Source organism: Paraburkholderia sp. ZP32-5 (genome assembly GCF_021390495.1).
Taxonomy (GTDB): domain Bacteria; phylum Pseudomonadota; class Gammaproteobacteria; order Burkholderiales; family Burkholderiaceae; genus Paraburkholderia.
This window is the reverse complement of sequence record NZ_JAJEJP010000001.1, coordinates 126,910-139,504: the sequence shown is the minus strand read 5'-3', so window position 1 is coordinate 139,504 and position 12,595 is coordinate 126,910. Positions and strand designations below refer to the sequence as shown.

The 12,595-nt window shown below is 56.8% G+C and carries 8 protein-coding genes and 1 tRNA gene; 3 read left to right on the top strand and 6 right to left on the bottom strand.

Annotated features, from left to right (window positions below; genetic code table 11):
• Positions 1-38 precede the first annotated feature (38 nt).
• The gene (locus tag L0U82_RS00570; protein WP_233827773.1) at positions 39-914 is read right to left on the bottom strand and encodes a patatin-like phospholipase family protein; all 876 of its coding nucleotides are present in this window, start codon (positions 912-914) and stop codon (positions 39-41) included.
• A 96-nt stretch (positions 915-1,010) separates the two neighbouring features.
• The gene (locus L0U82_RS00565; protein ID WP_233827772.1) at positions 1,011-1,415 is read right to left on the bottom strand and encodes a PaaI family thioesterase; all 405 of its coding nucleotides are present in this window, start codon (positions 1,413-1,415) and stop codon (positions 1,011-1,013) included.
• Between the two features lie 203 nt (positions 1,416-1,618).
• Here L0U82_RS00565 and L0U82_RS00560 point away from each other — a divergent pair.
• The 3 genes from L0U82_RS00560 to L0U82_RS00550 all read left to right on the top strand — a co-directional run bounded on the left by L0U82_RS00560 (position 1,619) and on the right by L0U82_RS00550 (position 4,709).
• A tRNA-Lys gene (locus L0U82_RS00560) sits at positions 1,619-1,694 on the top strand.
• 566 nt (positions 1,695-2,260) lie between these two features.
• Positions 2,261-3,547: an XRE family transcriptional regulator gene (locus L0U82_RS00555; RefSeq protein WP_233827771.1), complete on the top strand. Its 1,287-nt coding sequence runs from the start codon at positions 2,261-2,263 to the stop codon at positions 3,545-3,547.
• 13 nt (positions 3,548-3,560) lie between these two features.
• A complete protein-coding gene (locus tag L0U82_RS00550) occupies positions 3,561-4,709 on the top strand; it encodes a beta family protein (RefSeq protein WP_233827770.1) in 1,149 nt (382 codons plus the stop codon).
• A gap of 67 nt (positions 4,710-4,776) precedes the next feature.
• On the opposite strand, the gene L0U82_RS00545 is transcribed toward L0U82_RS00550, so the two are convergent.
• Genes L0U82_RS00545 through mads1 form a run of 4 tightly spaced genes read right to left on the bottom strand, consistent with a single transcriptional unit; the run spans position 4,777 to position 12,572 of the window.
• On the bottom strand, positions 4,777-7,494 hold the full coding sequence (locus L0U82_RS00545) for a TnsA endonuclease N-terminal domain-containing protein (RefSeq protein WP_233827769.1): 2,718 nt from the start codon (positions 7,492-7,494) through the stop codon (positions 4,777-4,779).
• Positions 7,484-9,442 carry a site-specific DNA-methyltransferase gene (locus tag L0U82_RS00540; protein WP_233827768.1) on the bottom strand — a complete coding sequence of 653 codons (1,959 nt, stop codon included), beginning with the start codon at positions 9,440-9,442 and terminating at the stop codon, positions 7,484-7,486. The genes L0U82_RS00545 and L0U82_RS00540 overlap by 11 nt, the downstream gene beginning before the upstream one ends.
• Positions 9,442-12,363, bottom strand: coding sequence for an ATP-dependent helicase (locus tag L0U82_RS00535; protein ID WP_233827767.1), 2,922 nt, complete (start codon positions 12,361-12,363; stop codon positions 9,442-9,444). The genes L0U82_RS00540 and L0U82_RS00535 overlap by 1 nt, the downstream gene beginning before the upstream one ends.
• Positions 12,360-12,572 (bottom strand): methylation-associated defense system helix-turn-helix domain-containing protein MAD1, encoded by a 213-nt coding sequence (gene mads1, locus L0U82_RS00530; protein WP_233827765.1) that lies wholly within the window; start codon positions 12,570-12,572, stop codon positions 12,360-12,362. The genes L0U82_RS00535 and mads1 overlap by 4 nt, the downstream gene beginning before the upstream one ends.
• Between the last annotated feature and the right edge of the window lie 23 nt (positions 12,573-12,595).

Below are 12,595 nucleotides of genomic sequence, written 5' to 3'. Positions count from 1 at the left end.
GATTTGCTTAGGCGCGCCCGCGAGACCCCTACCGTTGTTTAGCGCGCCTCGTGCGCGCCTGCTTCCATCAGCGCGGGAATCCGTTCAAGGAAGACTTCCCCGTCGGCGCGTCCGAGGTTGTACGCATGCACCATCTGCGACGGACTCGTGTAATCCCAACTTGAAATCGGCACCTTGCGTGACGGCTGCACATACAGCCGTTGCTGCACGCCGTGCGGAACGACAAACATCTGCGGCCGCGGATAGAGACGCGTGACCATCACGAGCACATTGCCCGGCGTATCGGCATCGAGCGCGCCGACCGGCACGTTATCGACCATGCCGCCGTCCAGCACCGGCCGGCCGTTGCGCCGCAGAACCGGCGTGAACGGCGGTGTACTCGACGATTGCAGGATCAGATCCGCGAGTTCGTCGACGCTCGCGCAGTCCTGCGCGCGCACGAATTCCGGATGAAAACCGAGCGCGCGGCCGAAGGTCGGATGCAGCGTCTTGCGCACGTATTTTTCGATGTTGTACGCGATCAACCCGGCGGCGACCGCGCTACGCGCGCCGAGCCAGCGCGGCAGATGCGACACGCCGATGCGAATTTCCGGCGCATGCTCAAGCTTCGAAAATTTTTCGCCGTAGATATCAAGCAGCGCCTGCCGGTAGATCCGGTAATGCGGAAACACCGACTCGCCGCGCAGCAGATTGCCCCAATAGGCATTGCGCGTGTTGTCGCGCAGGGCGTTTTCGTAATAGCGCATGACCCACTCGGAATCGCGCGTGTAGAGCATGCACGCAGTCGCGGCACCGGCGGAAATACCGGTGATCACGCGTGGGCGGATATCGAGCCGCGGCTGTACGACGTCCCAGAAACCCGCCTGCCACCAGCAGCGGTTGCCGCCGCCGGCGAATACGACCTGATCGAACATGCTGCTTTTCCTTGCTTTGCTGCTTTCTTGCTTGCTTGTTTGCTTTGCCGCTGGTTTCGCGTGATGCTGGCTCGCGCGTCGGTCAGACTCGGACGATCAGTCGAGCAGTGCGTAGGTAGTGGTCGCGTGAACGGCCATGTTGCCGCTTTCGTCGAACAGCTCGACCTCACCGAACACGAGATTGCGGCCCATGCGCAGCACGCGCGCCTGAATCAGAACGTCGCCTTTGCGAACCGCACGCATGAAGCTGATATTCAGCGATACCGTGCTCATCGGTTTGAAGCCACCGAGCGCCGCGCTAATCGCGACGACCATCGCCGTATCGGCGGCCGCCATGAAAACCTGGCCGCTGATCATGCCGCCCGAGTGGCGCCACTCACCGGAAAACGGCAGACGCAGCGTGGCGCCCTCTTCGTCGGCTTTGACCGGCGTCAGCGTAAGCGCCCGGACCCATGGCGCGAGGACTCGGTCGAGTAGTTCGGTAACCTCTTTGTCATCCATCGCAATCCCTGGTCGAAAGCCGCGCGCCGCTTCGCGCGGCCATGTGTCCGCGACATGATACCGGGACGACCGGACACGGCGATGTTTTCAAGATGGCGGTGTTGTCGAACGAAAACTCGGACCTGGACGATGTGAATTTTTTAATTAGTTTGCTAAAGGGGCTTGGCAAGCGCGAAAAGTTACTGCATAATCTCGCTTCTGTTGGGGCGTTAGCTCAGTTGGTAGAGCAGCGGACTCTTAATCCGTAGGTCGAGTGTTCGAGTCACTCACGCCCCACCAAAGAAATCAAGCACTTAGCCCAGCCTACATGGCTGGGCTTTTTGCTTTTCGGATTCCATGTAGGCACGGTGTAGGCATTTTGAGTTCGCACTAATCAAAGTCAATCCATATCCTGGTTCGCAGGCTGCGCCGAGAGGCCGGCGCAGAGTCACCTCGGACGCAATCTTCCCTGCCCCCTCGCAGTCGCGCCCATTGTCGAACCGCCCCGAAAGCGGGCAACTCGAGACCACCAGTCCAACCCCCCAGCTTCTCGACCGAGTCCGGCCAGCCCTGAAGCAGCGACTCGAGGCAGAAGCCCTTCAAGGACGCGGTCAAAGCAAGTCCAGTTGCCACTCGGTAGTCTCCCGCGACGTCGCTGGTCACCAGAAAGTATCCGTCGTCTGATCGCGCGACTATTTCGAAGGGACGTTATCTGTTAGCAGTGTTTTCCAGCGCTGAGGTGTTACATATCTGGAAACAATCAATGACGCCTCCGATCATTTAGCGTCAATCCAGACTCATGACCATCGAAAGCGTTGTCCAAGCCCTTAGTTGCACCCAACAAATTTGTTGGGTAGAATCGGGCAATGTTATCGAATGCCCTTATTACCAACGACCGTAACGCGCGTGAGGTTTCCAGCCTTATTGATGAAATTTCGCTTGCGACGTCATCCGAGCAAACGCTCGCTGCAGTCGTCGGCGGCTTATCGCCCGACGTAGGTGAAAGTATCCGACGGGCGCTGAATGTTGAGCGCCAAGAACTTTCTGGCATGCTGTCAGCATACCAGGAAGCTAAGTGTGGCAATTTGGAGCCACTCAAGCAACGCGCCGGCGGGGACCTCGGCGATATGCTGATCGTTGCACGTATCGCAAAAGGCTGGTCCCAAAAGGAACTCGCCAGACAGATTGGTCTAAAAGAACAGGCCGTTCAGCGCTATGAAGCTGAACGCTACCGCTCAATCAGTCTCGCAGGCTTCCTCCGGGTGGCCAGAGCGCTGGGGCTGACAATTGCCTCGGATATTCAGTCGCCGGCCTCCACTCCGTGGCTGTCTTTGCCTTCTCTAGATGTTTCGGCTGCGGAGGCCCAGAAGGTCCTCAAACACGCTAGGGAAAACGGCTGGCTCGGAGATGGCGACTCCGACGAAAATGCATTGAGTCAGCTGAAACGGTATGTCTCGGAGCATGTTGGCGCACACGGGAAGCCGTCTCTGCTTCGAACTGGCTTGACCGTCGAAAACTACGCAGACGACTGGTCGTTGCTCTGCTGGAAGGCACAAATTACCCGTCGAGCCAATTTCTTAATTGATGCACATAAGGTGAAGTATCGGCCTCTTGACCTCTCCTGGCTGAAAGACCTACCCAAATTGAGTGCACAAGCGGACGGCCCGGTCCTTGCCAGACAATTGCTTCTGAGCCACGGCATTGTCCTTGTCATCGAGCGGAACATCTCAGGGATGAAGGTGGATGGCGCAGCGTTTCTGGTCGATGACATCCCGGTGATCGGGTTGACCCTTCGCCGCGACGCTGCTGACAATTTCTGGTTCACTCTTCTGCACGAAGTCGCTCATGTAGTGCTTCACTACCGCACGGGCTTGGCCGCCGGATTCTTCGATAACATTGAAACACCGGACGTCGACGCAATGGAAGGAGAAGCCGACCGTTTTGCGGGAAGCCTCCTCATCCCCCAAGAAGTTTGGCTACGCTCACCGGCTCGAATCGCTAAGGCAGCCGACACAATTGAACGATTCGCAAAACAACTAGGCATTTCTCCCGCAGTGGTGTTCGGCCGTATCAGGAAGGAACGACAGAACTACGCGATTTTTTCGGACAAGATAGGTTTGGGTCAGATTCGCAAGCAGTTTTTCCAACAGTAGTCGGAGGTTCTGAATGCATGATGGTTCGATGGTTTTGTACTGCCCTGCCTTACGCCTGAAGCTCGGCGAACTGGTAGGTGTGAAGGAACTTGATGACGCCGTAGCTCGTTACGTTCTGCCTCGTTTCGTCGTGCCTCCGCTGTCTGATCGAAAAGACGAAAAGCAATACGAACTCTTTGAGTCCGGCTACAGTGTTCCCGACGTTGGTGGCATGCTGAGCCGCCACTGGCTACGCCGTCGAGCATTTGTTGACGTGTCCTACCTGATTAAAGAGTGCTCTGCCGAGAAGAGCGCGGAATGGCTGCCGCCGATTTTCACTCGAGCGACCTCACTCGGTGTCCGCGCGATCCCTCTTGTCCGCTTGGGCGATCTGGACCCCAGCCTCATTACCGCTTTTAAGAAGGCTCTGCCCCCCTCGGAAAAGCTGAAGCTTGGTATCAGTGTACTGTCCGGTGATCTGGTGGAACCGCAAGAGTTCGGTGACAAACTCCGTGGCCTTCTGGCGGACTTGAGCGTCGAGTTCGCGGACTGCGCAGTGGTTGCCGACTTCGGGGACGCCGATTTCTCCGAAGTCGAACTGGTCAGCCCGATCATTACGTCGACAATGGAAGCATTGCAAGATCTCGGCCCTTGGCAATTAATCATTTTCCAAGGCACGTACTATCCCGAAAAGAACCCTGCCGTCGGCGGTCAAACCGTCGTCTGGCCACGCAACGAATGGCATGCATGGCATGGCGCCGTCAAGTTCGATGCCGCTACGGCCGAGTACTTTATCTTCGGAGATTTCGCCGCCGACTCAGCAAAGATGAATTTTGCGAAAGGTCGAGCAGCTCCCATCCGACACTACCGCTATTCAACACCGAGCGACTGGCTTATTGTTCGAGGCTCGGACACTGGCACGACCGAAACCATCATGACAGATGTGTGCACCCGAATTGTAGAAAGCGGTCAATTTGCCGGGCGCAGTTTCTCGCGGGCGGATAAGTACATTCACGCGACTGCATTCCGCCGAGACACACCGGGCAGCCCCACAACTTGGCGCCAAGTGAACACCACGCACCACATCACGCGCGTGGTGGTAGACGTCGCCAAGGTCAAGGGCATTGCCATCGCACCTCTGCCGTCTACTCCCGTCTGGCATCAGGCCCCCTTGTTTGGCTGAGCCCTTAGCCCTGACCACGCGTCGCCCGCCCATCTGGCTGCAGGCCGTCAGTAGCTGGTCGAGCCAGCTATAGCAGCACTCGGAAGTGACGCTTGTCCGCATCGGAGGACTTGAGGATGTGGTACTCCATCCCACTGGCCACGGCGATCTGCTGGGCGAAGTCCTTCTTGGCCTGCACCACAGCGTCCTCGATCTGGTTGTCAGCCTTCACCTCAACGATCACGTACTTCAGGCTACCATCTGGTTCTTCGCGCTGGAAGATGAAATCAGGGTAGTAGCTGCGCACGGTGCGCGAATCCGGGTCGATGTACTGGATGAAGAAGTCTGACTGACCGTGGGTCAGCATCCCGGTGAAGTAGATCTTCTTCACCCGCTGCTCACGCAGCAGATCCCAGAACAGCCAGCTCTCCGAGCCGGAATCAAAGCAGTAGGTATCAAGGTGAAAGCTCTTCGCGCGCTCCTCGCCCTTAATCTTCACGTCGTTCATCCGGACGATCTTGTCCTTGGCCGCCGACACCTCGTAGTAGCCGTTCGGGGGCATCTTGATCAGCTCGACTTCATGCTCCTCGATTTGCTGCGACTCGTCGAGGTCGTAGAGCTGGCGAAACAGGCGTGGGATGATCTCGTCATACAACAGCTCATTGAACTCATTGGTTATCGCCACCAACTCGTCAGTGCCCTCCTTCGTCGAATCCAGCAGCTCCTCAATGTTAAGTGGGCGTAGATTAAGGTAGCGGGACGCCTCCGCCACCAGCGTCATCCGTGAGAAGATGCGCTTTTCGCGGCGTTCGGTCAGGTCGAAGGTGCGACTGCCTGACGCGCGTGCGGCGTCGGCGGCGGTCAACCCCTCCTGCTTCGTTTCGATCAGCCGGTACTTCTCAACTAACCCCGCCCACTTCTCTCTGTTAGAACGTTCAGGAATCAGTTCCTGCCCAGGGACAAGCTGCTTTTCGCGCATCTGGTATTGCTTGCGCACACGCATAAGTTTGATCTTGACCGGCGGCTCCACTACTCGCACTTCCACGCGCTCCTTGTCGCTGCCCGTCTTTTGCAACTCGTCTGCGCTGATGCGGAAGTTCTGTTGTAACTCGTCGTTCAGGGTATTGAGGTTGTCGTTCGAGAGGAAGACATGGCCTGTGTGCTGGGCCTCGCCGATGGCACGCAGGCAGCGCATCGTGGCTTGCAGCACGAACACCCTGGACTTCGGTTCACGGAACAGGCCGACACCGAACAGCGATCGGCAGTTCCAGCCTTCACGCCCCTTGTTGACCAGCAGGACGAACTGCTTTTCCGAGCCTTCCGTGTCGAGCCGATTGAATTCGCGGATATCGTCGTTGGTGGTGAGCTTGTCATCACCAACGTTGACCAAGATGCGCGAGGTCGGAATGCCGTGCCTGATAAGCGCGCGCTCAACCGCCGGTTTCAGCTCGCTGGTCAGCTCGTCGATGGTGGCGGCGAAAAAGGCCAGCTTAGGCAGTAAACCGTCTGGGCGAAGTGTGCCGGACTCCTCCAGGAAGGCTTCGACGGCGATGTCCACGAACTCCTCGGTGCGGGTGTTGCTGTAGCCGTGCAGCAGCACCTTCTTAAGGAAGCCCTTGTCGATGGCTTCCTTCAAGCCGTAGGCATACACCACCTCCGGCAACACCTCGCGCCCGACATAGGGTGTACCCGTGTAGTTGTAGCAAGCCACCACGCGCGTGCCCGCCGCGTTGAGGCTGGCGGCGAGGATATCAATGGTTGTGCGCAGGCTGGTGTCCGTGTCCTTCGCACCAACGCCCATGTCCTTGGCGAGCGCCTTGCCAAAGGCGTGATGGGCCTCGTCCACGTAGATGCCCAACTGCTCCAGACGACGCAGCTTCTCGAACCGCTGGTTAGTGGTCAGTTCGCCCTCTTCCTCAGGTTGATCGAAGTTGTAGAGGTCGGCTGCATCGGCATAGACGCCAGTGGCCGCAAGCGTGTCGGCAGTAACGCCGAACAGCTTGTCAACGGAAGTCTTTTCCTTGTGCTGGCGCTTTAGGATGATCTTCTGCGTGTTGGAGACGATGATGTTGAAGCGCGAGCGATCCAGCGTATCCAGAGACGTACCTGCTTCTTCAAGGTAGTGGAAACGCAAGTGCGTGGTTAGGAAGTTGACGTACTCCGGCGGCACCACGCGGGTGAGGTCGAACGCTTCGATCTCCCTCAGCGATTGCAGCACCGTCTTGTCCGGCGCGAACACCAAGGCGTTGTGACAGTAGCGTGCATCCTTCTCGAATTTGTTGCCCAGCAGGAACTCGTAGAAGATGCAGGTCGCCATCAAGATGGTTTTGCCTGTCCCCATCGTCAGCGCGAAGATGTAATTCGGGTAGGCACGCGAGTTCTTGCGCATCTTCTCGAATAGAACCTTGTACGAGCTCAATTCCAAGTCGTCCGTCTCACCGAACTGGAACATCTCTTGCCCTGCGGTTCCGAGGAAGGAACCGAACTTGCGGCCCTCGAACTTGCCGCTACGCTCGTACCATGCCCTGAAGATTTCCTCGACCTTGGCGTTACCCAGAAACTCCTTCAGAAAGACGTAAGTCTCCAGCGCCTCAAACTGCGGCTGGCGGAGGAACGCCTTTGGGTTGTGCTCCGGATTATTGAAGTCGAGGAACTTGCGCGTCAGCTCCTTGTAGTTCTGGCGGATCACACCCCGATTGTCCTTGTAGAACTGCCACAGAAAGCGGAAGAAGGCGAAATCCAGCGACGCACCAGATGAGCTGACCACGTTGCCGTTGGCCTTGCCTGCTGCGCGTTTAGTCGCCATTGCTAATGCTCCCTTCCCACGATTCCGAGAGCAAATCGGTAATCTTCACGCGAATCGTCCCCGCGTCCTCTGGCACCTTGTAGACGCCCTTGACCAGCTCGTCCCTGCCCGGAATGTCTACCACCGCCGGTTGCAGCACCGCACCGTCGTAGTTCCAGTCGATCAGCACCGATTCGACCAGTTCCTTCCAGTCCTCGACTGACTCCTTCTGGAGCGAGAGCTTTTGCAGCAGGTTCATCGGGTAGAACTTCTCGATGGCTAGCTCGCCGTTTTTGACGGACATCTTGGCTTGCGAATCACGCTTGAATTCTAGGTCGGCTTTGTCGCGCAGGATGTCTACAACGTCCACGTCGATCTTGAAGGGCTTAGCTGCCAGTTCCAGTTGTGCTCGAAGATCTGGCTCGTGGCCCATACAGACGAGCATGATTTTCTCGACGGGGCGGTTCGGGTTCTCGTTCTGCTTGCGTTCCCACGCTTTGTAGTCGAAGCCCGCGATCAGCTCGTTTAGGTCCGCCCGCGTAGCGATGCGGTTGACGGGCATGATCTTAATCATACGTCCATCCTTCTCGCCGTCGAAGACAGTACTCAATTCGAGCTTTTGCACCTCAAGCGCTTCCAGTAGCAGGTCTTTGGCCTGCACCGGGTTACGGAAGATGTCGTACTGGTTGACGTTGTGGACCTCGAAGCCTGTGAAGCGCGGATGTGCTGAGTCTGGTAGTTCCTGCCTCAACTCGTCGGCTAAATTGATCAGCCGTTTGGTCGTTGTTTGGATTGCGCCCAAATTGACGTCAGCGCCGATGAACCGACGACCAAGACTCATGGCAACAGATTGCGTAGTTCCGGACCCCATAAAACAGTCAAATACCAAGTCATTTTGCTCGGTCGTCATGTTAATAATCCTCCTAAGCAGAGCTTCCGGCTTCTGCGTAGGGTAGTTCAAGCTTTCAGAGGCTTGCGAGTTGATGACGAATACGTCCGTCCAAAGATTGGGGACTGGCTGCCCTTTGTACTCGTCAACGAAGATTTTCCTGCGAATGCGCTTTGTTTTGTCGTCTGGAATCATTAGCTTGCCTTCTGATTCCCATTTTTCCATGATTTCCTTGGAAACCGACCAGCCCGTCGGCGGGGGCGGGAATCCCCGAAATTCATACATCAAGTTCGCCCTCGGACTCGGGCTGATCACTGGCGAATCCATGAATTTTCGCCCGGTCGTTGGGTCAGAGCGGTTAAATCGCTCCGTGATGTATTTCTTTGCCTCATCGCTGTCCTTTGTGTATTCAGCGAAATACTTTTTATCCGCGCCTCTTGAGTACCAAAGGATGGTATCCGTCACCGTACCAAGCTGCGAAGTCGGGTTAGCCGATCCGCCCTTTCTCTTCCAAATAATCTCGTTAACGAAATTCCCAACACCGAATATTTCATCTAACAGGCAGCGAATCAAATAGTTTTTCTGACTGTCGCAGTGTACGAATATATTGCCGGTTTTTGAGATTAACTCACGACACAGAACAAGCCGCTCAAAGATGAACTGAAGATACTCATCGTTAGCCCAAATGTCCGAGTACTGCTTGTCCTCAAAAGCTCCGCGATCGCTCTCCGCCCCGCGCCCTTTGATTGAAACCAGTTTTTTGTAGTCAGCCTTTGAGTCAAAGGGGGGGTCAATATAAATCAAATCGATCTTCCCACGAAACTCCTTCAGCAAATGACTCATGACCTGAAGGTTGTCGCCCCAGAAAATCTTGTTGCGCCACCCATCTACTTCTTCCCCATGGACTTCCTTCAGTTGCGCGGGGAAATATTGTGTTGAGCTGAACGGGCGCTTGCCGCGCCAGTTCAACATCGGATAGCCCTTGATCGGCTCAAACTCATACTTCTCGACGTTGGTCGCACCCGCACCGGACGCGACCAGTTGCAGGCTCTCCTGCGCAAGTGTGTTCGTGTTCGTCATTAGTCGTTCTTCCTGAATTTCCAGTTCTTGTTGTCGCAATAGGCGCGCATATCGCAGTTTTGGCATAGCTTGGCCGGGCGCGTGGCGATGCCGTAGTCCTGCCGCTCGATGCGCGCCACAATGTCGTCAAAGCGCGCGATGGTTTTGCCGATGGCGCGGTTATCCTTGTCGAAGGAAACGTAAGGATTTCCGCCGTCCTCGCCGGTGTAATAGAGATGCATCCGACTGACCTTCTGGCCAGTACGCCCTTCGACTAGGTGGGCATATACCTCCAACTGGTGCTGGTACTGCCGCAAACGGTCTCGATCCTTCTCCATGTCGGGTTTCTTCTCCGACTTGAAATCGATGATCTCGACTGTATCGTGCTCGCCACGAATAAGGTCAACGCTCCCCTTGAGAATGTACTGATCCTTGACCAGTGAAATCTCGACCTCCGCTTCCTTGATACGATCCCAGTTTCCATTCTCGCGCTGATAGTAGCGCAGCACGTGCAGCAGCGCTGCCTGTAGGGAGGACGGCGCGAGATAAACGCGCTCTTTCTTCGACAGCATGGCGTAGTTGGCCGAGAACCAGCCTTCAATGGCTTCGCGATTGAGGATACCCTCCTCGCCGCGAAGCACCGTCTTGTGGATGTCCTCGATGGTTTGATGCACCAGCGTACCGAATAGCATTGGGCTTTCACGGATGGGCGCGAATTCCAGTTCCTTGAAGAAGCGGTACTGCTCGGCGCAATTTTCGAACACAGTGATGTGCGAGGTGAAGGAGTACTCGCGCTTGAGATTGATCTGCTTGACCGCCTCAAAGGTCAACGCAGAGAGGTCGATGTCGCGCCAACTCGGTAGCTCGTAGAACAGGCGCTCGAAGTATTTCGACGGAGACTTGCCCAAGCCTCGACCCTGCCGCTCCTGTGCGGCCAACACCAGCAGGTTTTGTGCACGAGAGAACGCCGTGTAGAACAACCGCCAAAAGTCAAAATTCTTGATGTGATCGAGCGGCTCGAAGCGCTCCTTGGAAAGGTAGCCTCCGTCTTCCAGCAGCACGTCGAGTTCGCCATACTGCTTCCGCGGTACCGCCTCGAGCGAGCCACAAACGACGACCGGAAACTCCAGCCCCTTCGACTGGTGAACGGTAAGGAACGACACGCAGCCCTTGGGCGCGTACTCGGCTTCGTCCTCGTACTCGCCGATGCCGCCGTCCACCAAGAAGCGCAGGAACTGGTTGAACAGGTCGCGGATGTTCTTTTCCAGCCACTCCGGGTTCAACACGCTGACGTAGTGCAGGTACTCGAACTTGGTGAGCAGTTTGGAGAAAGTCCCCAGGTTGCGCGCCGCGCGGCCCTTGTCCACGCCTTGCACAGCTTCGTCAATGAGGAAACGCGAGAACAACGGGAACTGAAGCAGTTGGTAGAACAGGCTGGAGAAGGCGTAGTCAGTGTTCTGCGTGAGCACAGCGTGGCGTTTGGCCAGCGGGCGCGCCCAATCGAGCAGGGACTTGTTCTCCGGCTTACGCAGCTCCGCGGCGAAGGCCGCGAAACACTGGTGGTCGTAGTAGTCCCAGATGGGCAGCGTGACGCCTTCGGCCCACGCCCGCACTTTGGGAAACTGTGGAAACAGAAAGATAAGCGCGCCTATCACCAAACGGATTTCCTCTCGCTCGAAGAACATGTTCGAGCGAGGAGAAAACACAGGTACGCCCTCGGTTTCGAGGAAATGGGCTAGGGCAACCACTTTGTCGTTTTTGACGGAACGGAACAGGAAGGCGACCTGATTCCAGTCCGTCAACTGACCTGATGCCTCCAAGCCGTTGAGGAAGGCCAGCACTTCGGCATGCCAGTTGGTGGTTTCGTCCTTGTTGTCGGTGGCGGCAAGCCGCACTGCCGTAGGCACGTCTGGAAAGTCGTCCTCGCGCGGCACGATCTGCTTGGCGAAGCGAAACACGCGCGTGCCGTCGTCCCACGTCTGTTCGTGCATCCATTCGTTGTAGAAGCGGATGATGTCTGGATGTGAGCGGTAGTTAACCGAGAGCGTGACACGCCTGCACTGCCCTTCCGGAAATAGCGCGGGAAATTCCAGAATGTTGCGGATGGTAGCCCCGCGAAAGCGGTACAAGCCCTGATCGTCGTCTCCGACGACGCACAAATTACGGCGCTCACCCGCCAGTTGCAGCAGGATGCGCTCCTGAATGGTATTGGTGTCCTGGTACTCATCCACCATCAGGTGGGTCAGCTTTTCGCGCAACTGCGCCAGCACCTCGGGATGCTTCTCCAGCAGTTGCAGCGCTTCGTACTGGATTCCAGAGAAGTCGAGTGAGTTGTTCTCGTGGAGCAGCTCCTGATACTTCGCGAAGCATGCGGCCAGCGCGCGGATTTCCACTTCGGGGGCTGCTGCGAGCGTATCGAGGTCGAGGGCTTCCTCGCTGACCTTGTTGAGCCACTTGAGCAAGTTCTCCGACTGCGCCCAACGGCCGGATTGATCGTCACCCATGACGAGCTGCGCGTCTGGCAGTTCACGAAAATCTTTGATGTGCTGGTACAAAAAATATTGCTGGTCGAACTGGTCGAACAGCGTGAAGCTGCGCTTAAGGCGAGTGAACTCGCGGAAGTCTTCCAGCAGCCGCAGGCAGATCGAATGGAAGGTGCCGAGGTACATCTCGTTCAGGTTGAACTTGATGCCCACCTCGGTCAGCCGGTTCGAGATGCGGGTAGTCAGCTCTCGCGCGGCTTTGTCCGTGAACGTGACGACGAACAGCGATTCGGGAGCGACTCCCCTCTGCGTAATCAGATAGACGATCCGCTCGACGAGAGTGAAGGTTTTTCCTGAACCTGGGCCGGCGATGATGAGCACCGGACCGTCGGTGGCAAAGATGGCTTCGAGTTGCTGGGAGTTCGCCTTGGACTGGAGGGCAGTAGCATTGAGGATCATTCCTCCCCCTCACGGTCATCCACGATCACCTTGCCGATGCGACTGGCAATCCACTGATCCAGCTCACCGCGACGGAAACGCCAAGTACCGCCGAGCTTGAACGCCGGAAGCTCGCCGCTTGCCGCAAGGCGATACACTGTACGCTTGCCCGCCTTCAGATATGCGGCAACCTCGTCAATTGTGAGGATCTCGTCCGGCTGGTCAATCATCCGCTTTCCCATGTCATTTGCAC

What these genes read in the sequence shown, in the direction of transcription:
- L0U82_RS00555 (WP_233827771.1), top strand. Translation starts at nt 2,261, where the DNA reads ATGTTATCGAATGCCCTTATTACCAACGACCGTAACGCGCGTGAGGTT.
- L0U82_RS00540 (WP_233827768.1), bottom strand. Translation starts at nt 9,442, where the DNA reads ATGACGAACACGAACACACTTGCGCAGGAGAGCCTGCAACTGGTCGCG.
- mads1 (WP_233827765.1), bottom strand. Translation starts at nt 12,572, where the DNA reads ATGATTGACCAGCCGGACGAGATCCTCACAATTGACGAGGTTGCCGCA.
- L0U82_RS00570 (WP_233827773.1), bottom strand. Translation starts at nt 914, where the DNA reads ATGTTCGATCAGGTCGTATTCGCCGGCGGCGGCAACCGCTGCTGGTGG.
- L0U82_RS00565 (WP_233827772.1), bottom strand. Translation starts at nt 1,415, where the DNA reads ATGGATGACAAAGAGGTTACCGAACTACTCGACCGAGTCCTCGCGCCA.
- L0U82_RS00545 (WP_233827769.1), bottom strand. Translation starts at nt 7,494, where the DNA reads ATGGCGACTAAACGCGCAGCAGGCAAGGCCAACGGCAACGTGGTCAGC.
- L0U82_RS00535 (WP_233827767.1), bottom strand. Translation starts at nt 12,363, where the DNA reads ATGATCCTCAATGCTACTGCCCTCCAGTCCAAGGCGAACTCCCAGCAA.
- L0U82_RS00550 (WP_233827770.1), top strand. Translation starts at nt 3,561, where the DNA reads ATGCATGATGGTTCGATGGTTTTGTACTGCCCTGCCTTACGCCTGAAG.